The sequence below is a fragment of the Streptomyces sp. FXJ1.172 genome, from assembly GCF_001636945.3.
Taxonomy (GTDB): domain Bacteria; phylum Actinomycetota; class Actinomycetes; order Streptomycetales; family Streptomycetaceae; genus Streptomyces.
Window position 1 is genome coordinate 1811235 of the sequence record NZ_CP119133.2, and the last position, 22763, is coordinate 1833997.

Genomic DNA, 22763 nt, shown 5'->3' on the forward strand with positions numbered 1-22763 from the left:
ATCGTGAACAACATCGGTCCACTGTGAGAAGAAGGCTCCCTGCCTGCGCTTCCGTGCGAGCCAGGCTGTTGTGACGCCGCCGATCAGACGTCTGCCAGGAAGACCCTCTGGGGATTGATGCTGATCAGACGCCGACTTACTTGACGGTACGTCAGTTATGAGAAGTCGGGGGCGCGGGGTGACGGTCAGGACGCCGATGACCGCCGTGACCACGCCGATCGCAGGCACGAGCAGGGGAAACACCAGGCCGGACGGGCCGAAAGCCGCCTTGCCGAGGATGAGCGACGCCACCAGCGTGACGGCGTGGGACTCAAATCCTCAGATGGTCTCGTAGAGTCACGCGGCGAGGCAGGCGAAGAGTTCGGCCTGGAGCGCTTCACCGACTACATCATCCGGTCGACCGCAGCGGGGCAGAAGCGACCCAGAAGTGCTGCGCCTGCTCATTCATGCCATCCTCGAGCATCGACACAACAAAGTCGGCGACGACGCCACGATTTTGATGTTCGAGTGCCAGCCCCCTGATCCGTGACCGCAAGAGCCGGAGGATGCAGCCGTGGCGTCGGCACTGCTAGGACGCAGACGCGATGCTGCCGAAGGCTTGGGTTCTGTGGTGGCCGGCCGCAGATACACCGTCTCGTAGCCGGCCGCCATGACGTCCGGCGGGAACTGATCCACGACGCTCTTGCGGCGTTGCGCCGGGTTGAGATCCCCCACGACCTCCAGTGCCTCCGGCAGTTCGTCGGGCGCCTGGCGGATCAGGCCGGTCACTCCTTCGTTCAGCCGGGGTATGGCGGTGTCCGAAGATGGCGGACATGACCTGGTCCAGGTTGGCGCCGCATTGGAGGAGCCAGCCATCGGGCCGGACTGCTGGGCCGGCTGTCCGCTGGACAACGACAGGGCCTGCGCTGCCCGCCGTCGCAGGCGTGCTCGGCGGACCGTCCGATGCCGGCACTGCTCAGGGGAACCGACGGAATGCGAGCGGTCCCCTCCATGCCACGTCATCCACGGCCGCCTTCCGGAAGTTCCGGACAGAGCGTTCCGAACCCCTCACACTTCGGCAGCAGAACACGAAAATCCATCCCATAGAACTGTCAGACGATCATCACGCTCAGCAACCACCGCGCCTCACGGACTCAGTCCGCGAGGTCGGCCTTGCCGAACAGGACCGCGTAACTGGAGGGGAGCTGGCTGATGATCTGATTCAGCTCTCCGCCGGTGACAGCGTCGGCGACGGTGGTCAGGACCGCGCTGGCGTCCCACTGCGCCGTACGCGGCCGGGCATGGGTGCGCTCGGCGACCCGGCGGTAGAACTCTTCGATCCCGAAGCTTCGCGCCTGCTGCGGCGCGGCATGGTCCAGGACTTGTCCCAGCGGGCCGGGCAGCTGGGATGCGAGGTCCTTGACCTCTCCCGGGCTGATCCGTTGGGCCAGCACTTCCAGCACGGCGTTGGTGACGTCCGCGGCTTCGTCCTGGTCGTTGTATTCGCCTCGCTCGCGCACACGGGCGAGGAATCCGTCGTATTTCATAGCTGACTTCCTTCTGCCTTGGTCACCGCTGGTCATGAGGGTCGCCCGGTGCGCCGTCGGGCCGGCCGGGTCCGTCCGCCGGCGCGCAGCTGCCGTTCGCAAGGCCCTTGGCCCGAGACTCACGCAGGGCACGGCGGAGGCGCCGGGGGCCCCAGGAACGGCCGCCCACCGCTTGTTCGAGTCGGTCGCCGCTCGTCGGGCCGGCTTCTTGGAGCGCGTGGGTTATCTGTTCGACCTCGTCGTCGAGGTGTTGTCCGGCCATGGCGGACGTACGACCTGCCGTGCCCGCGGTGCCGGCCATCCTCAGCGAGTACAGGGTGCTGCCCGGTCCGGTGCCCGGGCGGTAACCGTCAGACAGGCCGAGTTCGCTCCCGCGTAGGCCATGAAGAAGGTCAGCGAGACCAGCAGGAAGAACCGCCAACGGTGGGGAGCCACGTAGCGCGTTTCTCCGCCGCCGTGAGGGGTGTCGAGCCTCGCCGGCCCGGCCGCAGCGCCGGATGGGTGACCGGAATCGCGGCGCTCGCGTCTCAGCCGGTGCTCTCGGTGCTTCCACTCGTCTCGGTGATCTCGACGTGTCGCGGCTTTGCGACGTCGGCCTTGGGGACGGTGATGCTGAGCACTCCGTCCTGCATCTCAGCCTTGATCTTGTGGGTGTCCAATTCTCCGGGCAGTCGCAAACGGTACTCGAAGGCTCCGACGCGGCGGGTGCTGCGGCGCAGGACGCCCTTGCGCTCCCGCTCCTTGATCTCTCCGGTGACCACGAGTTCGGGACCGCTGGCCTCTACGTCGATGTCCTTGCTCTTCACACCGGGGAGTTCGATCTCTATGTGGAACGCGTCCTCGGACTCCGACACGTCCGCGAGAGGCGTCCACGCACCCGCGGGTGCCGCGCCCACCGTCGACTCCAGCAGGCCGCTCATCTGGTTGAGCAATTCGTCGAACTCGACCAGGGGATTGAGAGGGGTGGGTGCCCAGACGGGCCGTTCCTGCAGGCCGCCACCGCGGTGGCGCCGGACGGGCATGGCCATCGCCATCGCCTCCTTCTTCCTTCTCGTGATCTCATCGTCCGCCATTCGTCATGCGAGCCATGCGGACTCCTTGTGACGTATGCGTGGGGAGACGTCCGAGTGGCCCGCGACAGCTGACGTGCCCGTGGTGCCGGGTACGGCCGAGTGCCCCAGGTGCCGGTGCACGAAGTGGATGGCCATCGCGCCCTCACCGGCCGCGGAGGCCACCCGCTTCACCGAGCCGCTGCGGACGTCCCCTACCGCGAAGACCCCGGGCAGGCTGGCCTCCAGGGTCATGCACGAGCGTCCGCGGCCGTGCCACACCTCGGGGGAGGCACAGGCTTCCTGGGCCTCCGGCCCGGTGAGGACGAAGCCGCGGGAGTCGAGGGCGATGATGCCTGCGAGCCACTCGGTGTGAGGTTCGGCGCCGGTGAAGACGAACAGGCTCCGTACCGCGAGCCGGCGGTGCCCGCCCGTGCGGTTGTCGACCACGTCGAGCTCCTCCAGCACTTCCTGGCCGATGACCTCGGTGACCTCGGTGTGCAGCATGACCTCCACCCGCGGATGGCGCTCGACCTGGTCGACCAGGTAGCGGGACATGTTGGCCTCAAGGCTGGCTCCTCGGACCAGCAGGTGCACCTTCGGCGCGTACCCGGCGAGGAACAGCACCGCCTGGCCCGCCGAGTTGCCTCCGCCGACGACGGCCACCGGATCGGTGCGGCACTGCTGGGCCTCGTAGACGGTCGCCGAGTAGTGCACGCTCGTTCCCTCCAGGCGTTCGATGCCGGGCACCTGAAGCCGGCGGTAGCGGGCACCCATGGCCAGGACGACGGCGCGGGCGGCGATCTCGCTGCCGTCGGCGAACGCCACCACGTAGTGGTCGTCGTCCTTGGGATGGAGACCGGTCGCCTCCAGCGGAATGCTGATCCTGGCGCCGAACTTGTCGGCCTGGAGCACGGCGCGTTCGGTGAGTTCGGCGCCGGAGATGCCGGATGGGAAGCCGAGCAGATTCTCGATGCGGGACGACGTGCCGGCCTGGCCGCCGGTGGCCATCGCCTCCACCACCGTGGTGCTCAGGCCCTCGGAGGCGGCGTACACCGCGGCAGCGAGGCCGGCGGGTCCGGAGCCCACGATGAGGACGTCGCCGTGACGGTTTCCGGCGGGTAGTGACGGCAGGCCGATGAGCCGGGCCAGTTCCGCGTTGCTGGGGTTGCGCAACAGGGTGGTGTCCCGCCAGATGACGAGTGGTGTCTCCGCCGGGCCGACGCCGAAGCGGCGCAGCAGTTCCTCGGCCTCCTCGTCGGTCTCCAGGTCGATCCAGCGGTGCGGCAGCCGGTTGCGGACGGCGAACTCGCGCAGCCGTCTGGTGTCGGGCGAGTAGCGCGAGCCGATGATGCGGAAGCCGGCGCCCTGTCCGACGAGCAGCGCGCGACGGCACAGACAGGCACGCAGCACGATGTCCCCGATGGTGGAGTCCTGGGACACCAGGTGGCGCAACTGGTCCAAGGAGACGACGAGGACCTCGCCCGGCTCCCTTGCGACAGCGGTGTAGAAGGCCACTTGTCCGTACAGCAGGCCGAGTTCGCCGATGAAGCGACCGGGGCCGTGCACGCGCAGCACGTGCTCCTCGGGAGTGCCGTAGTCCTCGACGACGGCGACGGTACCGCTGAGGACGACGAAGAACGTGTCGCAGCGCTCCCCCTCCCGGATCAGCACGTCGTTCGGAGCCATGTTCCGGCGTTGCCCGTGCTCCGCCAGACGTGCTATCTGGTCCTCCGTGAGGCGCGGATACGCGCCGTAGATGTCCGGGGTCTCCCAGAAGGCGGCCTCGTCCGCTTTCTCCGGCAGCGGTGCTTCGCCCGGCAGCGACTGGTCGCCGGACATCAGACGAACGCCTCGTGAACGTAGCACCAGCGCCATTCCTCGCCGGGCTGGAACGACTGCACGATCGGATGAGCGTCGGCAGCTGCGTGCCTGCGCGCGTGCTTGTTCGGCGAGGAGTCGCAGCAGCCGACGTGCCCGCAGGTCAGGCAGAGCCTCAGGTGGACCCACGGGGAGCCGAGCATCAGACACTCCTGGCACCCTTCTGGGGTCAGCGGCTGGACCGGCCGGACGAGCGTGAGGTGGGGGTCTGCGTGCAGGGTCATCCGGATCACCCTTTCCGGGCGGTGATCGACTGTTCCACCCACTGGCGCAGAGCGGGGGCGGGCGCCGCCCCCGCCTGCCGGGCGACCGTCTCGCCCTGGTCGAGGATCAGCAGTGTCGGTACGGCCTGGACCTCGAAACGCTGCGACAGTCGCGGGTTCTTGTCGACGTCGACCTTGACGAGTTTGATTCGGCCGGCGAGATCGGTGGCGACCTTCTCCAGTGCGGGGCTGACCATGCGGCAGGGGCCGCACCAGGTGGCCCACAGGTCGACCACGACGGGGACGTCGGCCCTCTCGGCGACCTCGGTGAAGTCGTCGTCGCCCGCGTCCACCATCCACGGCAGAGGCTGCTTGCAGTGGCCGCACCTGGGGCGGCCCTCCGCGGCCACGGGCACCCGGTTGGTGCGCCCGCAGTTGGGACACCTGACGGTCGTCGCCTGCATCGTGCTCATGCCGCCCGCGCTCCCTTCACGTCCTCGGGCTGGTCGTAGGTGACCACCAGCTCTCCGTGTTCGGCGTCGACGCGGACCGTCGCGCCGTCCTGGACGTCACCGCGCAGAAGGGCGCGCCCGACCATCGTCTCGACTTCGTGGGAGATGTAGCGGCGCAGCGGCCGGGCCCCGTACACCGGGTCGTAGCCCTGGTGGGCGATCACTTCCCGGGCAGCATCGGTGAGTTCGACGGTGATGCGGCGTTCGGCGAGGCGGCGGCGCAGTTCGTCGAACTGCAACTCCACGATGCGCTCGATCTGCCGCTCACCGAGCGGCTTGAACAGCACGATGTCGTCGACGCGGTTGAGGAACTCCGGGCGGAAGTGCCCGCGCAGCTCGCCCATCACCAGGGCGCGGGCGTCGGGCTTGATCTCGCCCTCGGCGGTGGCGCCGTCGAGGAGGTGCTCGGAGCCGATGTTCGACGTCATGATGATCACGGTGTTACGGAAGTCGACGGTTCGGCCCTGGGAGTCGGTGATGCGGCCGTCGTCGAGGACCTGCAACAGGGTGTTGAAGACATCGGTGTGCGCCTTCTCGATCTCGTCGAACAGCACGACCGAGTACGGCTTGCGGCGTACGGCCTCGGTGAGCTGGCCGCCTTCCTCGTAGCCGACGTATCCGGGTGGTGCGCCCATGAGCCGGCTGACGGTGTGCCGCTCCTGGTACTCGCTCATGTCGAGGCGGACCATGTTCTCCTCGGAGTCGAACAGGGCCGCCGCGAGGGTCTTGGCCAGCTCGGTCTTCCCGACGCCGGTGGGGCCGAGGAAGATGAACGAGCCGATGGGGCGGCGCGGGTCGCGGATGCCGGAGCGGGCGCGGATGATGGCGTCGGCGACGAGTTTGACGGCCTCGTCCTGGCCGATGACCCGCTCGCGCAGGATCTCGTCGAGGCGCAGCAGCTTCTCGCGTTCGCCCTCCTGGAGACGGGCGACGGGGATGCCGGTCCAGGCGGCGACGATCTCGGCGATCTCCTCCTCGGTGACGACCTCGCGAAGCAGCCGGTTCTGCCCTTGTTTGGTGACCAGTTGCTCCTCCTCGGCCTTCAGCCGGCGCTCCAGGTCCTGGAGGCGGCCGTAGCGGAGTTCGGCGGCGCGGTTGAGGTCGTAGGCGCGTTCGGCCTCCTCCGCCTCGTGGCGGACCTGCTCCAGTTCCTGGCGCAGTTCCTGCACGCGGCGGATGGCCTGCCGTTCGGCCTCCCACTGGGCATGTTTGGCGTCGGCCTCGCCGCGCAGGTCGGCCAGTTCCTTGCGCAGTTCCTCCAGGCGAGTTTTGCTGGCGGGGTCGGTCTCCTTGGACAGGGCCGCCTCCTCGATCTCCAGGCGGGTGACGCGGCGGGTGATCTCGTCGAGTTCGGCGGGCATCGAGTCGATCTCGGTGCGCAGCCGGGCGCACGCCTCGTCGACGAGGTCGATGGCCTTGTCGGGCAGGAACCGGTCGGTGATGTAGCGGTGGCTGAGGGTGGCCGCGGAGACCAGTGCGGTGTCCTGGATCTTCACGCCGTGGAAGACCTCGAGGCGTTCGCGCAGTCCGCGCAGGATGGAGATGGTGTCCTCCACGCTCGGCTCGTCGACCAGGACCTGCTGGAAGCGGCGTTCGAGGGCGGCGTCCTTCTCGATGTGCTTGCGGTACTCGTCGAGGGTGGTGGCGCCGATCATGTGGAGTTCGCCGCGGGCGAGCATCGGCTTGAGCATGTTGCCCGCGTCCATGGCCCCTTCGGCGGCGCCCGCGCCTACGACGGTGTGGAGTTCGTCGATGAAGAGCAGGATGCGCCCCTGGGCGGCCTTCACCTCGGACAGCACGGCCTTGAGGCGTTCCTCGAACTCGCCGCGGTACTTGGCGCCGGCGACCAGGGAGCCCATGTCGAGGGCGAACACCGTCTTGTCGCGCAGGCCCTCGGGGACATCGCCGCGAACGATGCGCTGGGCCAGGCCCTCGACGATGGCGGTCTTGCCGACGCCGGGATCGCCGATGAGGACGGGGTTGTTCTTGGTCTTGCGGCTGAGGATCTGGGTGACGCGGCGGATCTCCGCATCACGGCCGATGACCGGGTCCAGCCGCCCGGACCGAGCCTCGAGGACCAGGTCGCGGCCGTACTTCTCCAGAGCCTCATAGGCCACTTCGGGGTTGGCGGAGGTGACGCGCTGGTTGCCGCGGACCTGGGTGAGCGCGCTCAGGAACGAATCCCGGGTCACACCGTGCTCCTTGAGCAGGCGTCCGGCGGCGGTCGCCGAGCCCTCCTCGGCCAGGGCGAGCAGGAGGTGCTCCACCGACACGTACTCGTCCTTGAGGCGTTTGGCCTCCCGCTCGGCGGCATCGAGCAGGCGGGACAGGCGCTGAGTGACGAAGACCTGGCCGGGTGCCGCGCCGGGACCGGTGACCTTCGGGCGGCGGGAGAGTTCCTCGCGCACGGCCGCGCGCAGCTCCTTCGGCTCGGTGCCGGCCTGTTGCAGCAACCGTGGGATCAGACCGTCCTCCTGATCTAGAAGCGCGAGCAGCAGGTGTTCCCCGTCGACCTCGGTCTGCCCCATGCCGACGGCCGCGCTCTGGGCCGCCTGGAGGGCTTCCTGGGACTTCTGGGTGAGACTGTTCATGTCCATGGGGGTGTTTCACTCCTCGTGCCGGCGCGGCGCAGGGCGGCTTCGAGCAGGCTGATGCGGTCCAGCAGGTCCAGCACCAGGCCGATGGATGCGTAGTTGAGGCAGAGTCCGGAGCGCAGCCGCTGGATGCGGGCGAGGACCGCCGGGGCCGTGGGGTCGAACACCAAGTGCCCCGCGGCGTCGCGCTCGGCGTCGACCAGGCCGAGGGCGACGAACCGGCGGATCAGATCTGGGTGGAGGCCCGAGCGACGGGCCACGGCGTCCAGCGAGATCCTGGGGACAGGCACGAGCGCGTACCGGACAGCCGCCGAGGCTGTGACGTCGGCGCCCGTCCGTACCGGACGGTCGCCCACGCCGGCCCGGCCGATGCCTGCCGCTCCCGCGGGTCGGTTGTTCATCGCGTCCTCCTGGGGTCGAACGAGGAGGTGGCGGCGAGCTCCTCGAACAGTTCGCGCTCCCGGTCGCCGAGGGCGGGCGGCACCATGACACGGAGTTCGGCGTACAGGTCGCCGTTCGCGCCTCGCGGGTTCGGCATGCCTTCGCCGCGCAGCCGCAGCCGCCGGCCGCTGGACGAGCCCGCGGGCACCGTGACCTTGGCCGTGCCGCCGCCGGGGGTGGGCACCGGCACGGTCGCACCCAGGGCCGCCTCCCAGGGGGCGACCGGGACCTGGACGTGCACGTCACGGCCGTCCAGCCGGAACCGGGGGTGGGGCTGGATACGCACCCGCAGGTACAGGTCGCCCGCGGCGGCGTCACCACTGCCCCGGCCACCCTCACCCGCCAGCCGGATGCGCTGCCCGTCGGTGACACCCGGCGGCACGTCGACCTCGTACCGCCGCGGCTGCCCCGTGGGACCGGTGAGCGTGACGGTGCGACGGCCGCCTCGGTACGCCTCCTCGACGGTGAGCGGCAGTTCGGCCTCCTGGTCCGCTCCGGGGACGCCGCCTCGGGCGGCGCCGGCTCCGAACATGGAGCCGAGCAGGTCCTCGATGTCGATGCCCTCCGCGCCGAAGTCGTCGCCGAAGCCGGTGGCGTACCGGACGCGAGGACCGCCACCGCCTGCGGTCCTCCGAGCGCGGAAGCCGCCGCCCGCGCCAGCCGCGACCCGTTCGTCGAAGTCCTCGGGGATCTTACGGAAGTCCTCGCCGAAGCGGTCGTAACGGGCCCGGGTCTTCGGGTCCGACAGGACGCTGTATGCCTCGTTCAGGTCCTTGAAACGCTCCTCCGCCCCGGGGTCCTTGTTGACGTCGGGGTGGTACTTGCGGGCGAGCTTGCGATATGCCTGCTGGATCTCGTCCTGGCTCGCGGTCCGCGACACGCCCAGCACCTCGTAGAAGTCCCGTGCCATGACCGGTCACTCCCGCTTCGCGACCGTCACGGCGGCGGGCCTGAGCTGCCGTTCGCCGTCCCCGTAGCCGGGGCGCAGCGCCTCGACGACGGTTCCCGGTGGGGCGTCGGGGTCCTGGACGACGCCGACCACCTCGTGCCGGGCCGGGTCGAAGGCGACGCCGGTCTCCGCGTGCCGCGGGTAGCCGAGCAGTTCGAGGACGTTCACCGCCTGGTCGCGTACGGCCCGGACGCCCTCCACGATCGCACCCGGATCGGCGCCGGCATGGGTCAGGGCGAGCTCGAGGTTGTCCAGGACGGGCAGGAAGGCGGCCGCCGTGCGGGACCGCTCGACCGCCCGTTCGCGCTCCAGTTCCCTGGCGTGACGCTTGCGAAGGTTGTCGAGGTCGGCGAGCGCGCGCCGCCAGCGGTCCTCCAGTTCCTGGATCACAGTCGTGTACTCGTCCTCGGCAGGCGCGGGGCCGGCGGCATCGGGTCCCGGTTCGCCGTTCGCCGCTTCGGGCCGGGGCGGGCCCGGTTGGGGCAAATCCCTGCGAGGAGGGCGTCCGGCGCCTTCCGGGACCCGTACGCCCGGATCCGACGCGGCCCGGTCGGGTTCCTGGGGGTGGGTGGGCATGGCGCGCCTCAGCCCTTGTCGAACTCGGCGTCGATGACATCATCGTCACCGCCACCCGTGGGACCGCCGGTGGCGGCGTCCTGGCCGGGACCGCCGTCCGTGGCGGCGGCGCCCTGATGGGCCGCCAGCCCGGCGAGCACCTGCTGGAGTTCGGAAGTCAGAGGCCGCACGCGCTCCACGCCCGCCTCTTCCTTGACCGCCGCCCGGGCGTCGGACACGAGCATTTCGGCGCGTGCCTTCTCGTGCGCGGGCGCTGCGTCGCCCAGTTCTGCGAGGCGCTTCTCGACCTGGTACGCGACGGCGTCGAGTTCGTTGCGGGCGTCGACGGCCTCGCGGAGTGCCTGGTCCTGGCCCCGGTTGTGCTCGGCCTCCTGGACCATGCGTTCGACCTCACTGCGGTCCAGATTGGAACTCTCGCTGATGGTGATGCCCTGTTCCTTGCCGGTGTCCCGGTCGCGGGCCTTGACGTTGAGGATGCCGTTGGCGTCGATGTCGAAGGTGACCTCGATCTGTGGTTCGCCCCGCGGCGCCGGCCGGATGTCGGTGAGCTGGAACCGGCCCAGCACCCGGTTGTCGGCGGCCCGCTCGCGCTCGCCCTGGAGGACCACCACATCGACGGCCGGCTGGTTGTCCTCGGCGGTGGAGAAAGTCTCGCTGCGGCGCACCGGGATGGTGGTGTTCCGCTCGATGATCTTCGTCATCACTCCGCCGCGCGTCTCCACGCCCAGCGACAAGGGTGTGACGTCGAGCAGCAGGACGTCCTTCACCTCGCCCTTGAGCACCCCGGCCTGGATCGCGGCGCCCAGGGCCACGACCTCGTCGGGGTTGACGCTCATGTTGGGTTCCTTGCCGCCGGTCAGCCGGCGGACCAGAGTCTGGACAGCGGGGATGCGGGTGGAACCGCCGACGAGGATGACCTCGTCGATGTCGCTCTCGCCGACCTTCGCGTCGGCCATCGCCTGCTGCACCGGTCCCAGGCAACGCTCCACCAGGTCGCCGGTGATCTGCTCGAAAGTGGACCGCATGATCGAGTCGGTGAGGTGCTTGGGGCCCGAGGCGTCGGCGGTGATGAACGGGAGGCTGACCTGCGTCTGCGTCACAGAACTGAGCTCGGTCTTGGCCTTCTCCGCCGCCTCGAACAGTCGTTGCAGCGCCTGCGGGTCCTTGCGCAGGTCGATGCCGTTCTCCTTCTGAAAGTCGTCCGCGAGGTAGTCCACCAGACGCCGGTCGAAGTCGTCGCCGCCCAGGTGGCTGTCACCAGCGGTGGAGCGCACCTCCACCACGCCGTCGCCGACGTCGAGGATGCTCACGTCGAAGGTGCCGCCGCCCAGGTCGAAGACGAGGACGGTCTCGTGCTCCTTCTTGTCCATGCCGTACGCGAGGGCAGCCGCCGTCGGCTCGTTGATGATCCGCAGCACCTCCAGTCCGGCGATCCGTCCGGCGTCCTTGGTGGCGGTGCGCTGAGCGTCGTTGAAGTAGGCGGGCACCGTGATGACCGCCTCCGTGACCCGCTCCCCCAGCTGCTTGGACGCGTCGTCGGCGAGTTTGCGCAGCACCTGTGCGCTGATCTCCTCAGGCGCGTACAGCTTGTCGCGCACCTTGAAGCGGGCCGCCCCGCCGTCGCCCTCGACGACGTCGTACGCCACCGCCCTGGCCTCGTCGGAGATCTCGTCGAAGTGCCGGCCGATGAACCGCTTGGCCGAGTAGATGGTGCCCTTGGGGTTGAGGATCGCCTGGCGCCGGGCCAGCTGGCCCACCAGACGTTCCCCGGTGTCGGTGAAGGCTACGACGGACGGTGTCGTGCGGTTGCCCTCGCTGTTGGGCACGACGGACGGCTCGCCGCCCTCCCACACGGCGATCACCGAGTTGGTGGTGCCCAGGTCGATGCCCACTGCCTTGGCCATGAGGAACTCCTCCCGGTGCGGCGCCTGCGTCGACTCTCCGGGTCACGTTCGTTCAGGTAGAGGTGGGATCTCCGCCGTTCCCACGGGTGCGCACGGAGGGTCTCGAGCACTCCCCAGGGTGTCGAACCGGGTGGCTCCACGCCTGCGCCTGGCGAGTCAGGAATGCACGGGTCCGGTCGCCCCACGAGTACGAGAGAAAGAACCCACACGTCTCGGGTAGCCGGCCCGGGACCGGGTACGCGAAAGCTGCTCACCTCCGAAGGACGGAGTGATCCCATGGTCGGCAGTCGGGCGTACAGCCTGTACCACCGCTACTCCGACCGGAAGGGCAGCCTTCCGCGGGGCAGCGCCGGGCGGCGCCCCACGGCCGCGCCCAGGGCCCGCGTGCCCGCTCGCACCCCAGCCGCCCCTGCCCTCCACGAACTGGTCGCGCTCTCCCGCGCCCAGTTCGACGCTCCGGACGAAGGCGAGATCCTGCGCCTGGCCATGGATCACATAGTCGCCGCGGGGCCGTACAGCGCCGAGGCCGGATACCTCAAGGTGGGCGGCGACCTGGTCCCCAGCCCGAGGAACGGGCAGACGCATGCCTTGGCCGTGGGCCGGAGGGTCCGGGAGCTGGCCGGGCAGGACGGCAACGTGACCGTAGCCGGCAAGCTCTGGGGCCGCGCCCTGGGGCTACGCGGACCTGGGGGACTCCACGGCTATCTCGTGGTCACGTCCCGCTCCCGGCCCACCAGGGCCGAGCGATCCCTGCTCGCCTTGCTCGTCCGGCACACCGCTGCTGCACTGTCAGTCGCCTTCGCACACCGCCGCCAACGCGAGGACGCGCTGGAGCTGCGTCGGCTGAGGGAGGAACGCACAGCCCTCCAGCGGCAGCTGATCTCTGTGGTGGCTGAGCTGGGCTACGAGCGAGCCGTTCACGCTCTCATGGCCAGCGTCGCTGCCTCGGGTGGCGGTGAGGAAGCTGTCACCCGCGCACTGCACGGGCTCACTGGGCTTCCCGCGCTGTTCGAGGACCGCTTCGGTCGGCTGAGGTCCTGGACCGGTCCCGACCGCCCCGTCCCCTATCCCGAACCGGACCCCGTGCGCCATGACGAAATGCTGCACGCCGTTGCCAAAGAGGCCGGGCCGGTGCGGATAAGGGACCGGCTGCTCACCCTGATCCGCCCGCACGGCGAGATCCTGGGTGTGCTGGCGCTGGTCGATGCCCGGGACGAGGCCGACGAGCACACCGTACTCGCGCTTGGACACGCCGCCGCGTCACTCGCCCTGGAGCTGACGCACCTGCGCAATCTGGCCGAAGTGGAGCTGAGGCTGCACCGCGAGCTGGCCGACGACCTCCTGGCAGGGACGGACGAGCCGAGCGCCTACGCCCGGTCCGAGGCAGTCGGACATGACCTGCACGGCAGCCACTACGTCGTCGTGGTGCAGTGGTCGAACCGGACCGCCGACGATTCCTTCGCGCAGACCGTGAGTCGGGCGGCCGTTGCGGTGGGCATGCGCTCGCTGCTGACCCGCCGCTCCGACCACGTCGTCCTCATCACTGGCGACAGGCCGCCCGCCCGCGCGTTGTACGAGGCGCTCGCCCGGGAGACCGGGACACGGTCCGGGACGATCGGGGTGAGCGCCCCTTCCGACTCCCTGAACGACATCCCCCACCACTACCAGGAGGCGCAGCGCGCCCTGGAGGTGCGCCGCCAGTCCCGCGAGCGCTACGGCACGACGTTCTTCGACGAGCTCGGCCTCTACCGCATCCTGGGACCCTGCAGCGATTACCGGGAACTGGAAACGTTCGTCCACGAGTGGCTCGGGCAGCTCATCGACTACGACTCCCGGCACCACGCGGCCATGGTGGAGACCCTGTCCCGGTACTTCGACTGCGGCGGCAATTACGACGAGACCGCCGAATCCCTCGCGATCCACCGCAGCACGCTGCGCTATCGGCTCCAGCGCATCCGCGACATCAGCGGCCACGACCTCGCGAACGTCGAAGACCGGCTGAACCTCCAGGTGGCGACCCGAGTGTGGAAGATCGTGCTGGGCGGCCCCGGCTGATGCCTCACTGAACTTCTGCGCGAGCGGTGTCAGTAGCAGTTGGGCGGGCCGCCCTGCTACAGCGCTGCAGTGGGTGGGTGGCCCTTACTCAGATTGATCCAGCGAGGTCGCATCGCGCCAGAAGACGGGGCCTTGGTTCATCACCGCCATCGCCATGATCGGCGGGGCCCTCGGCACCAGCCCTCGAAGGGGCCGAGAAGGTGTCCGACGCCGCCTGTGGACGACGGCAGCGGGAGCGTGAGCGGATGCTGCGGCAGATGTCGCGGCCGGAGCAAGGCGAACGCAGGGGCCCCGGACACCACCGACCGGTGGCGTCCGCGGCCCGGGCGTCACAGGGCGAGGACGTGGAGGTCGACCAGGTCGAGCAGCGCCCGCAGAGCCGAGCTGGGCCGCCGGGTCGACGACGTGCCGAGATGCATGCTCCAGCGGAGCACGGTGTCGTGGACGTCCAGGACATGCAGGCCGGGGGTGCGGGCAACGGCGAACGCGGGCAGGAAGGCGATGCCCAGACCGTGCCGGACCAGTGCCGCCCCCATGTCGATGTCGGGCACTTCCAGTGCCACCCGGCGTACGACGCCCGCCGCCGCGAACGCCCGGTCGACCACCTCGCGGTTGCCGTAGCCCGGCGGGAAGTCCACGAAGGGCTCCCCCGCAAGGTCCGCAAGTGCCACCTTTCCCCGCTGCGCGAGGGGATGGGCGGCGCTCACCACCAGGACGAGCGGCACGGTGGCCAGCTCCCGTGCGCCGATCCCGGCGGGCTTGCGTTCGGGCAGCGACAGGAAGGCCACGTCAAGGTCCCCGCTGAGCAGCGCCTGCGCCAGTCCCGCCGAGCCGGCCGTCGCCAGCCGCAGCCGGACGTCGATCGCAGGGTGCCGCGCGTGCAGCTGCCCGAGGAGCGCAGGCAGGTCCACCACTTCGACCGAGGCCATGGCGCCCACGTTCACCGTGCCGCGCAGCGTGTCCTGTGCGGCGCGCACAGCGTCCTGGGCGGCCTGGGCGGCGTTCAGGGTGGTCCGAGCCTCCGGCAGCAGCGCGGCGCCCGCCCCGGTGAGCCGGACCTGCTGCGACGTGCGCTCGAACAGCGCGCAGCCGAACTCGCGCTCCAGTGAACGGATCGCGGCGGACACCCCTGACTGCACCACGTGCAGCCGACGGGCGGCACGCGTGAAACTCAGCTCCTCGGCGACCGCGATGAAGTGCTCCAGCTGACGTAGCTCCACACGAGAAGTATCACTCGCATTGCTGGAACCCAGCAAAAACATTCGTTGGCACTGATTCTGGCTGGTGAGGAGGATGGAAACGGCCATCCGCTTCCGCCCGAGGAGGGGTACCCCTGCCTGCCGTTCCGACGCCGCTGAGCCGTCCCACAGCCGACGCTCCCGACGACCCGACCCACCGGATCCCAGCACCTGCTCCCGACGACCTGCCGCCCCGCGCCCCCGCCCGGCGCCGTGCCTCGCACACGACCGGCTTCTGGTTCGTGGCGGTGGCCTTCACCGTGCTGATGGCCTTCGGCACCGCGCCGACCCCGCTGTGGCCGCTGTACGAGGCCCGGGACCACTTCGGTGCGACCACGGTCACGGTGGCGTACGCCTCGATGGTCGTGGGCGCGGCGGCCGCCTTCCTAGGGCTGGGACACCTGTCGGACCGGCTCGGCCGGCGGCGCATCATCGTCCCGGCGCTGCTGGTCGGCATCGTCGCGTCGGTCGTACTGATCGTGTGGCGGGACCTGCCGGGGCTGATCGCGGGCAGGATCCTGAACGGTGTCGGACTGGGGCTGATGGCCTCGACCGCGACGACGTACCTGCACGACCTCCACCACGAGGTCCGTCCGGAACGGACGGGTTCGGTACTGCCCGGCATCGTGGCCACCGCCGCCAACCTCGGCGGCCTGGCCTCAGGGCCCCTGGTCGCCGGAGCCGCCGCCGAGTGGCTTCCCACGCCCCTGATCACCGCCCAGGCGATCTTCACGCTCGCCATGGCAGTGTGTCTGGCGCTGGTGCTGTGCACCCCGGAGACCGTGGACCTGGAGTTGCCCGCGGCCCAACCGCCCAGCAGGTTCGTCCTGCGCCCCGGCGGCCGGCGGGCGTTCGGCGCGGCCGGCGCGCTGGGCGCCTTCGCCTTCGCGATCCTCGGCCTGATCTCCTCCCTCGGGGCGAGGGTGCTCCACGGCACCCTGCACACCGACTCGCACCTCGTGGTCGGCCTGGCGGCCTTCCTCATGTTCGGTTCCGCGGCGGCCGCCCAGCTGGTGCTGGGCCGCCTCCCACTGCCCCGGCTCCTGACCGTGGGGGCTGTGGTCTTTCCGGTCGGGCTGGTCCTGTGCGCCGTCGCCCTCTACCACCCGGCGCTCTGGCTCTACCTGGTCGCCGTGTCCCTGTCAGGAGCCGGCTCCGGGCTGCTGTTCAAGGGAGGAGTCGAACGTGCCGGTTCAGTGGCAGAGCCCGCCTCGCGCGCGGGGGTCCTCGCCGTGTTCTTCGTCGTCGCGTACCTGGGGATGGGCCTGCCCTCCGTCCTGTTCAGCATCGCCCTGCGGCACTTCGCCGTGCAGACCGCGATGATCGGTTTCGCGACGGTCCTCTCCTGCGGCGCCGTTGTGTCGGTGGTCGTCGCATTGCGCGATCGCGCACCCGGTCCCGGTGAGTTCTCGGCGCAGTCCGCTCGCCCCTCCTGACCTCCCTGCGGCGCATGCGACACGGCTGTCTGGGAGGCGCGGACCTGGACACCCGGTACGGGTGCGCGTGACAGGGATCCGCGGCGGACGGGAGGCCCGAGATGTCTGCGGAATCGGCCAGAACGATCGCGCTCCCCGCCGGTGAGGAGATCGCGGCGCTCGGGCAGGGCACCTGGTACCTGGGTGAGGACCCGGCCCGGCGTGAACAGGAGGTCGCCGCGCTGCGGCTGGGCGTGGACCTGGGCATGACCGTCGTCGACACTGCGGAGATGTACGGCGACGGCGCAGCCGAGGAACTCGTCGGGGAGGCCCACCGGGGACGCCGGGAAGAGGTCTTCCTCGTCGGCAAGGTGCTGCCCGGCCACGCCGACCGGAAGGGCACCGTCGACGCCTGCGAGGGCAGCCTGCGGCGGCTCCGTACGGAACGGCTGGACCTGTACCTGCTGCACTGGCGGGGACGGTGGCCACTCGAGGAGACCCTTGCGGGATTCACCGACCTGATGGAGGCGGAGAAGATCCGTTACTGGGGCGTGAGCAATCTGGGCGTCGCCGACATGGCCGAGCTGACCACCCTCCCCGGTGGCGACGCCGCGGCCGTCGACCAGGTGCTGTACAACCTCTCCCGGCGCGGCATCGAGTGGGATCTTCTCCCCCGGTGCCGTGAGGCCGGGGTGACGGTCATGGCCTACTCCCCGATCGAGCAGGGGCGGCTCCTGAACGTCGAGGCACTGGATGCCGTGGCCCGGGCCCTCGGAGCAACGCCGGCCCAGGTGGCACTCGCCTGGGTGCTGGAACGGGGGATGGCCGCGATCCCGCGTTCCGGATCACCCGACCACGTTCGGGAGAACGGCGGCGCGGTGGACCTCCACCTTCCCACCGAGGCGCTCGACGCCCTCGACGAGGCGTTCCCGCCGCCTAACGGGCCCACGCCCCTGGAGATGCTCTGAAGGGGTTGCCATTGTGGCGCCCCCCCGCGACGCCTCTCCAGCAGCCAGTGTGGGAAGTAACTGCCCTGCCGCAGCTTGGGGATGGCCAGCTCGATCATCCCCGCCCTCGTGTCCACTCGGGGGGGGGGCGATAGCCGTTGCGGTGGTTGATGCGTTCGTCGCTGACCTGCCCGTTTGTGGTTCCCCCAGCTTCGCGCAGATCGTTTCGCCGGAAACACGTCAATGGCTTCGCGACAAGAGGGCCAGCTCAGTCGCCGGTGTCTCACGAGACACCTCGCACTCTGGAGAAGAACGGCTGCCGCTGCCCATTCTTCAGCCCGCCCCGGTGTTCCAGTCCCGGCTGGGTGCCCTGATCCAGTCCCGCTCCCCGAACTGGTCGTGTCGTCCGGTCAGCAATTCTCGTTCGAGGCGTTGCAACGTCGTACAGCCTCCTGCGGACGGACGGCCGCACAGCTGGCCGAGGGATGCCTGCGCACTTCATGCTGCTCTGCCAGGGGAAGAGGGGGCGCCCCTTTTCGCCCTGGAGTGCGGAGGCGCTCGGCAGGGGGCTCTGCGAATCTCGACCGGGTAACAGCCGATGGCGGCGCGGGCGGGAGCGAACGGCGCCGTCCGTTCCCGGTGAGGAGGCGAGAGGCATGACCGTGATGGGTGTGTCGAAGTTCGAGAGGTTCTTCCGCGCCGCTGCAAGCCTCGACGTGGACAGGAACGACCTGAAGCGATACGGCGATTTCGTCGACGCCAAGCTCTACGACCTCCTGGTCGTCGGCCAGGCGTCGGCCAAGGCCAACGGCAGGGATACCGTCGAACCGTGGGATCTACCGATCACCAAGGGCCTCCAGGAGAGCATCCACCGGTTCCGGCGGCTCGACGAGGAGGTCGAGCTGAAGCCGATCCTGGACCAGCTCGCCACGCACCCTCCCCTCGACAGGACCCCCACCCAGGAGGCCGAAGAGCGCTACCCCGAGATCATCGGCGGTCTCAGCGTCGCCCTCGCCGAGACGTTCAAAATCATGTATCCGGATGTCAAAAACCCGCAGACCAGTCACTGGGAGGGCGTTACCGCGGTGTTCGACCGGCTGCTGTAGCAGTCGCGCCCCGGTGCATGTCGCCGGAGTCGTCTCAGGCCGGGAAGGCCGAGCCGCCCCGGATCGTCTCAAGGCCGCCGACAGATGCACGGACACCAGTATTTCGGCGCCCGCGACGACGGCTGGACGAAGGTCGTCCTCACTCGGACGGCAGCTTTTACTGACCGCGCACAGACACGCGCTCGGGGCACTTTAGGACCTTGCAGTCCGGCCCGGAAAAAGGGATGCGTCGCGCGCGACCCTGCGCCCCGAAGCCGGCTGACCGGTACCCAGCCCCTCGCGCTGTCGTCAGGAGTGCGCGAGCCGGGCCGCGAGATGGGGGGCGGTGGCGCTGCGGCGGGCCCTCGCCACCTTGGCCGGCGAACCCGCCGCGACCACCCGCCCGCCCGCGTCGCCGCCCGGAGCGAGGTCGATGACCCAGTCGGCGGTGGCGATCGTGTCCAGGTCGTGCTCGACGAGGACGACCGTGTTGCCGGCGTCGACGAGCCGGTGCAACTGTCGCAGCAACAGTGCGATGTCCGAGGGGTGCAGCCCCGCCGTCGGCTCGTCGAGCAGGTAGAGCGCGTGCCCGCGGCGGGCTCGCTGCAGTTCGGTGCCAGTTTGATGCGTTGCGCCTCACCGCCGCTGAGTTCCGTCGCGGGCTGGCCCAGCCGCAGGTACCCAGCCCCACCTCGCGCAACGTCTCCAGACTGCGGGAGGCGGCCGGGACGGCGGACAGGAACTTGGCGGCGGCGTCGACGGACAGCGCCAGTACCTCCGCGATGTTCTTGCCGCGGTAGGCGACTTCCAGCGTTTCGGCGTTGTACCGGGCGCCTTCGCAGGTCGAGCACGGCGCGTAGGTGCCGGGCAGGAACAGCAGTTCCACCGCGACGAATCCTTCGCCCTGACAGGTCTCGCACCGCCCTTCGGGCACGTTGAAGGAGAACCGCCCGGCCGAGTAGCCGCGCGCCCTGGCCTCGTCCGTCGCCGCGTACAGCTTGCGCAACGCGTCGAACATCACGGTGTACGTGGCCAGGTTGGACCGGGGAGTTCGGCCGATGGGCCGTTGGTCGACCCGGACCAGCCGGTCGAACGACTCGACCCCCGACGCGTCCTGGACGTCGACCTCCAACTGCGCCTCGTCAGGCTCCTCGGGCACGAGTCCGAGGTAGTCGCGGACGACCTCGGCGAGCACCTGCGTCACCAGCGTCGACTTTCCGGAACCGGACACGCCCGTCACCGCCGTCAGCACGCCTTCGCCGGCCGCCACGCACCTCCCGGGCCGGACATCGAAGTGGGGTGGCCGGTGGCGCGGCGTGCGGTGCCCGGGTGGCACGGAGCGGGTGTTCGCGGTGGCGCACGCAACAGTGGCCCCGCGGTGGAGCGGGCCCCGCACAGGGAGGACGAGGAGATCCGACCGTGCCGCCTGCACCTGCTGGTGGGGGCCAGCGTGTCACGCGGTGTCGGCGTTACCTCGGGGGCATCCTGTGGGCACTCGCGATCACGGGGGCAGCCGACGAGAGGGAGTCATCCGGGTGTCGTCTCAGGACGTTACGGTCGTGGCTCTTCTGGCGGATCCGGACGCGCCGACGGAGATCGCGCAGCGCATGGCCCGGATACTTCCTGTTCGGCTCGCCGACAAGTGGGGCCAGGGGCGACGGTTCGACGTCGAGGTGGTCAGTGAGCCCTTCACCACGGGGACCGAGGACCCGCCCACCTTGATGCGCCGGATCCTGGACCGCGGAAGTGCGGAGAGTTGGGACATCGTCGTGGCCCTCACCGACCTTCCGCTGCATTCACACGGGCGCAAGCTCGTGGTGGATCTGAGTCACGAACACGGCTTGGCGCTGCTGTCTCTTCCTCCGCTGGGGGGCTTGCGTCTGCAGACAAGGGCCCGGCTGGCCGTGGAAGAAGTCGTGCTCAGCTTGGCGGGCCCGCAGGGCACGGGGGCTGAGGGGCCTCCGGGAAGTCAGCCGCTGCGGGGGCCCTTCATCGGTCTTCTCGCGCCTATCCATCCGGGCCAGGTCGGTGAGGAGGAGATCGCCGATCTGCGGTACGTCGTCAGTGGGCCGCGCGGTTACCTGAGGGTGCTCGGCGGTATGGTCCGCGCCAACCGGCCGTGGCGCTTGGTGCCAGGCTTGTCGAAAGCCCTGGCGGCCGCACTCGCCACGGGAGCAGTCGCCACCGTGAACTCCACCATCTGGAACCTGGCCACCTCCCTGAGCACGCCACGCCTGGTGATCGCCATGGTCGGGTCTGTCGCGCTCATGATCGGCTGGCTGATCGTGGACGCGAACCTGTGGCATCGAACGGATGAGGTTTCGCCGGAGGCGAGGAAGAGGGCGGCTCTCTACAACGCCTCGACGATCGTGACCGTGGGTATCGGGGTGATCGTCTGCTACGTGGGTTTGATGCTCATCAACCTGGTGTGCGCGCTGTTCATCCTCAACGACCGGGCGTTCGCTTCCACGACACGAACGCCGCTGCACGTCACGGAGTACTGGACGTTGGCCTGGTTCGTCGCTTCGGTCGCCACGGTGGGCGGCGCGCTGGGATCGGGCCTGGAGAGCGACGAGGCGATCCGGACAGCCGCCTACTCCAAGCGCGAACAGGAGCGTCGCAGCGTGCTGCAGGACGATCACGGTGACTAGCGGGTGACGTCAGTCGGAGATGTGCCGTCGGTTTGGTGGTGGTCCGGGTCCGGAGATTCCGCTGATCGGTCGGTGCGTGGTTGTTTCGCCTCGGGGGCCGACGGGGACCCGCACGGCACGCCGCCGGAGTTCCCTCTGGCGGGCCGGCGGCAAAACCACCGTTCCATCTGATCCAGGTGAACGGCCCGCAGAGGCGTGCCGGAGTCGCGGACCCCGTCGTAGCACTTCCGAGAGTCAGGCTCTTCGCGCCCTCTCCATCACCGCCATGCCGCGACATCAAGGGAAGCCATCATGAAAGCAGCGGTATACGAAGGACCGCGAACGGTCACAGTGAAGGACGTACCGGACGCGAAGATCGAACACCCCTGCGACATCATCGTCAAGATCACCACCACCAACATCTGCGGTTCGGACCTGCACATGTACGAGGGCCGCACCTCGTTCGAGTCCGGCCGCACCCTGGGACACGAGAACATGGGCCAGGTCGTGGAGGTCGGCTCGGCCGTCCGCAAGGTGCAGGTGGGCGAGTATGTGGTCCTGCCCTTCAACATCGCCTGCGGCTTCTGCAAGCAGTGCGAGCAGGGCCTGACCAACTATTGCCTGACCATGCAGCCGGAACCGGCCCTCGCGGGAGCCGCCTACGGATTCGCCGACATGGGCCCCTACCAGGGCGGCCAGGCGGAGCTGCTGCGCGTGCCCTACGGCGACTTCAACGCGCTGCGTCTGGGCGAGGACGCCGCCGAGCGGCAGACCGACTACGTGATGCTCGCCGACATCTTCCCCACCGGCTATCACGCCACCGAGATGGCCCACGTCAAGCCGGGCGACCAGACCATCGTCTTCGGGGCCGGTCCCGTCGGGCTGATGGCGACCTACTCCGCCCTCCTCAAGGGCGCCGGCCGCGTCTGGACGGCCGACCACCAGCCCGACCGGCTGCGCAAGGCGGAGGAGATCGGGGCCATCCCGATCAACACCGCCGAGCGGAGCCCGGCGGAGGTCGTCAAGGAGGCCACCCTCGGTCTGGGCGCCGACAACGGCTGCGAATGCGTCGGCTACCAGGCACACGACCCCCAGGGACACGAGGACGCCAGCCTCACGCTCAACGGCCTGATCGACTCGGTCAGGTTCACGGGCGACATCGGCGTGGTGGGCGTGTTCCTGCCCCAGGACCCCGGCGGCGCGGAGGCCCAGGGCGAGCTGGAAGCTCAGGGCAAGGTCCCGATCGACTTCGGCATGATGTGGTTCAAGGGCCAGCGCATGGGAACCGGGCAGGCGCCGGTGAAGAAGTACAATCGGGCGCTGCGGGACCTGATCGTCGGCGGGAAGGCGAAGCCGAGCTTCGTCGTCTCCCACGAGCTCAGCCTGGACGAGGCCCCCACCGCCTACGAGCACTTCGACGCCCGTGACGAAGGCTGGACCAAGGTGGTCCTGCATCCCAACGGACACGGGAACGGCCACAAGCGGTAAGAGACCCGGGGCCGCCGTGCCCCCTGTTTCCCCTGGACCGGTCCGGGGGACGGGTGGCGATCTGCCCGTCCGCCGGACGGGGCCGGGGGCAATCGCCGCGCTCCGGCCGGACCTGAACCAACACCGAATGCCCGCGCTTCGGTCTGGAGGACGGACGGCGGACGCTCAGCAGTGTCCGCAGCGGCAGCACCCCGTCCAGCGGCTGCGGCCGCCAGCCAGCCAGCGGGCCGTGTGGGAGGCTTCCTTGCTTGACGGTTGCCGCACCTCAAC

18 protein-coding genes and 3 pseudogenes are annotated in these 22763 nt (G+C 69.7%); 7 read left to right on the top strand and 14 right to left on the bottom strand.

Annotated features, from left to right (window positions below; translation table 11 throughout):
* Positions 1 to 318: 318 nt before the first annotated feature.
* A pseudogene (locus A6P39_RS08115) lies at positions 319 to 529 on the top strand (SpoIIE family protein phosphatase); the annotation flags it as partial.
* Here A6P39_RS08115 and A6P39_RS08120 read toward each other — a convergent pair.
* The 11 genes from A6P39_RS08120 to dnaK form a co-directional block, all read right to left on the bottom strand.
* On the bottom strand, positions 445 to 768 hold the full coding sequence (locus A6P39_RS08120) for a hypothetical protein (protein WP_159395989.1): 324 nt from the start codon (positions 766 to 768) through the stop codon (positions 445 to 447). The pseudogene A6P39_RS08115 and the gene A6P39_RS08120 overlap by 85 nt on opposite strands.
* Positions 769 to 1133: 365 nt before the next feature.
* Complete coding sequence (locus A6P39_RS08125; RefSeq protein ID WP_067043084.1) at positions 1134 to 1526, bottom strand: DUF2267 domain-containing protein; 393 nt, start codon at positions 1524 to 1526, stop codon at positions 1134 to 1136.
* A gap of 527 nt (positions 1527 to 2053) precedes the next feature.
* On the bottom strand, positions 2054 to 2554 hold the full coding sequence (locus A6P39_RS08130) for an Hsp20/alpha crystallin family protein (RefSeq protein ID WP_067043164.1): 501 nt from the start codon (positions 2552 to 2554) through the stop codon (positions 2054 to 2056).
* Between the two features lie 48 nt (positions 2555 to 2602).
* Entirely contained in the window at positions 2603 to 4417 is a 1815-nt protein-coding gene (locus A6P39_RS08135) for an FAD-dependent oxidoreductase (RefSeq protein ID WP_067043080.1), read from the bottom strand.
* On the bottom strand, positions 4417 to 4680 hold the full coding sequence (locus A6P39_RS08140) for a UBP-type zinc finger domain-containing protein (protein ID WP_067043161.1): 264 nt from the start codon (positions 4678 to 4680) through the stop codon (positions 4417 to 4419). Before A6P39_RS08140 ends, A6P39_RS08135 begins: the two co-directional genes overlap by 1 nt.
* 5 nt (positions 4681 to 4685) lie before the next feature.
* Positions 4686 to 5132, bottom strand: a complete 447-nt coding sequence (gene trxA / locus A6P39_RS08145) for a thioredoxin (protein WP_067043076.1) — start codon at positions 5130 to 5132, stop codon at positions 4686 to 4688.
* Positions 5129 to 7768: an ATP-dependent chaperone ClpB gene (gene clpB / locus A6P39_RS08150; protein ID WP_067043073.1), complete on the bottom strand. Its 2640-nt coding sequence runs from the start codon at positions 7766 to 7768 to the stop codon at positions 5129 to 5131. Before clpB ends, trxA begins: the two co-directional genes overlap by 4 nt.
* Positions 7759 to 8166 (bottom strand): chaperone modulator CbpM, encoded by a 408-nt coding sequence (locus A6P39_RS08155; protein WP_067043070.1) that lies wholly within the window; start codon positions 8164 to 8166, stop codon positions 7759 to 7761. The genes clpB and A6P39_RS08155 overlap by 10 nt, the downstream gene beginning before the upstream one ends.
* A complete protein-coding gene (locus A6P39_RS08160; RefSeq protein ID WP_067043067.1) occupies positions 8163 to 9116 on the bottom strand; it encodes a DnaJ C-terminal domain-containing protein in 954 nt (317 codons plus the stop codon). Before A6P39_RS08160 ends, A6P39_RS08155 begins: the two co-directional genes overlap by 4 nt.
* A gap of 6 nt (positions 9117 to 9122) precedes the next feature.
* Positions 9123 to 9731 carry a nucleotide exchange factor GrpE gene (locus A6P39_RS08165; RefSeq protein ID WP_067043064.1) on the bottom strand — a complete coding sequence of 203 codons (609 nt, stop codon included), beginning with the start codon at positions 9729 to 9731 and terminating at the stop codon, positions 9123 to 9125.
* An 8-nt stretch (positions 9732 to 9739) separates the two neighbouring features.
* On the bottom strand, positions 9740 to 11635 hold the full coding sequence (gene dnaK / locus A6P39_RS08170) for a molecular chaperone DnaK (RefSeq protein ID WP_067043061.1): 1896 nt from the start codon (positions 11633 to 11635) through the stop codon (positions 9740 to 9742).
* Between the two features lie 276 nt (positions 11636 to 11911).
* Here dnaK and A6P39_RS08175 point away from each other — a divergent pair, with 276 nt between their 5' ends.
* Positions 11912 to 13690 (top strand): PucR family transcriptional regulator, encoded by a 1779-nt coding sequence (locus A6P39_RS08175; protein WP_199840751.1) that lies wholly within the window; start codon positions 11912 to 11914, stop codon positions 13688 to 13690.
* A gap of 329 nt (positions 13691 to 14019) precedes the next feature.
* Here A6P39_RS08175 and A6P39_RS08180 read toward each other — a convergent pair whose 3' ends face one another.
* Positions 14020 to 14910, bottom strand: coding sequence for a LysR family transcriptional regulator (locus A6P39_RS08180; protein ID WP_067043057.1), 891 nt, complete (start codon positions 14908 to 14910; stop codon positions 14020 to 14022).
* A gap of 266 nt (positions 14911 to 15176) precedes the next feature.
* Here A6P39_RS08180 and A6P39_RS08185 point away from each other — a divergent pair, with 266 nt between their 5' ends.
* On the top strand, positions 15177 to 16364 hold the full coding sequence (locus A6P39_RS08185; RefSeq protein WP_234378806.1) for an MFS transporter: 1188 nt from the start codon (positions 15177 to 15179) through the stop codon (positions 16362 to 16364).
* Positions 16365 to 16465: 101 nt separating this feature from the next.
* Positions 16466 to 17311 (top strand): aldo/keto reductase, encoded by an 846-nt coding sequence (locus A6P39_RS08190; protein WP_067043050.1) that lies wholly within the window; start codon positions 16466 to 16468, stop codon positions 17309 to 17311.
* Positions 17312 to 17337: 26 nt separating this feature from the next.
* Here the strand turns inward: A6P39_RS08190 and A6P39_RS08195 are convergent.
* A pseudogene (locus A6P39_RS08195) lies at positions 17338 to 17468 on the bottom strand (transposase); the annotation flags it as partial.
* A gap of 478 nt (positions 17469 to 17946) precedes the next feature.
* Between A6P39_RS08195 and A6P39_RS08200 the strand changes: the two are divergent.
* Complete coding sequence (locus A6P39_RS08200; RefSeq protein ID WP_067043047.1) at positions 17947 to 18396, top strand: DUF1931 family protein; 450 nt, start codon at positions 17947 to 17949, stop codon at positions 18394 to 18396.
* A gap of 288 nt (positions 18397 to 18684) precedes the next feature.
* Here the strand turns inward: A6P39_RS08200 and A6P39_RS08205 are convergent.
* Positions 18685 to 19627: pseudogene (locus A6P39_RS08205) on the bottom strand (ABC transporter); the annotation flags it as partial.
* 307 nt (positions 19628 to 19934) lie between these two features.
* Between A6P39_RS08205 and A6P39_RS08210 the strand changes: the two are divergent.
* Both A6P39_RS08210 and A6P39_RS08215 read left to right on the top strand, forming a co-directional pair.
* On the top strand, positions 19935 to 21026 hold the full coding sequence (locus A6P39_RS08210; RefSeq protein ID WP_067043156.1) for a hypothetical protein: 1092 nt from the start codon (positions 19935 to 19937) through the stop codon (positions 21024 to 21026).
* A 291-nt stretch (positions 21027 to 21317) separates the two neighbouring features.
* Positions 21318 to 22493: a glutathione-independent formaldehyde dehydrogenase gene (locus A6P39_RS08215; protein WP_067043043.1), complete on the top strand. Its 1176-nt coding sequence runs from the start codon at positions 21318 to 21320 to the stop codon at positions 22491 to 22493.
* The last annotated feature ends 270 nt before the right edge of the window (positions 22494 to 22763 follow it).

Coding starts and splice junctions, on each gene's coding strand:
- A6P39_RS08125 (WP_067043084.1), bottom strand. CDS start 1,526: ATGAAATACGACGGATTCCTCGCCCGTGTGCGCGAGCGAGGCGAATAC.
- A6P39_RS08130 (WP_067043164.1), bottom strand. CDS start 2,554: ATGGCCATGCCCGTCCGGCGCCACCGCGGTGGCGGCCTGCAGGAACGG.
- A6P39_RS08135 (WP_067043080.1), bottom strand. CDS start 4,417: ATGTCCGGCGACCAGTCGCTGCCGGGCGAAGCACCGCTGCCGGAGAAA.
- A6P39_RS08140 (WP_067043161.1), bottom strand. CDS start 4,680: ATGACCCTGCACGCAGACCCCCACCTCACGCTCGTCCGGCCGGTCCAG.
- trxA (WP_067043076.1), bottom strand. CDS start 5,132: ATGAGCACGATGCAGGCGACGACCGTCAGGTGTCCCAACTGCGGGCGC.
- clpB (WP_067043073.1), bottom strand. CDS start 7,768: ATGGACATGAACAGTCTCACCCAGAAGTCCCAGGAAGCCCTCCAGGCG.
- A6P39_RS08155 (WP_067043070.1), bottom strand. CDS start 8,166: ATGAACAACCGACCCGCGGGAGCGGCAGGCATCGGCCGGGCCGGCGTG.
- A6P39_RS08160 (WP_067043067.1), bottom strand. CDS start 9,116: ATGGCACGGGACTTCTACGAGGTGCTGGGCGTGTCGCGGACCGCGAGC.
- A6P39_RS08165 (WP_067043064.1), bottom strand. CDS start 9,731: ATGCCCACCCACCCCCAGGAACCCGACCGGGCCGCGTCGGATCCGGGC.
- dnaK (WP_067043061.1), bottom strand. CDS start 11,635: ATGGCCAAGGCAGTGGGCATCGACCTGGGCACCACCAACTCGGTGATC.
- A6P39_RS08175 (WP_199840751.1), top strand. CDS start 11,912: ATGGTCGGCAGTCGGGCGTACAGCCTGTACCACCGCTACTCCGACCGG.
- A6P39_RS08190 (WP_067043050.1), top strand. CDS start 16,466: ATGTCTGCGGAATCGGCCAGAACGATCGCGCTCCCCGCCGGTGAGGAG.
- A6P39_RS08200 (WP_067043047.1), top strand. CDS start 17,947: ATGACCGTGATGGGTGTGTCGAAGTTCGAGAGGTTCTTCCGCGCCGCT.
- A6P39_RS08215 (WP_067043043.1), top strand. CDS start 21,318: ATGAAAGCAGCGGTATACGAAGGACCGCGAACGGTCACAGTGAAGGAC.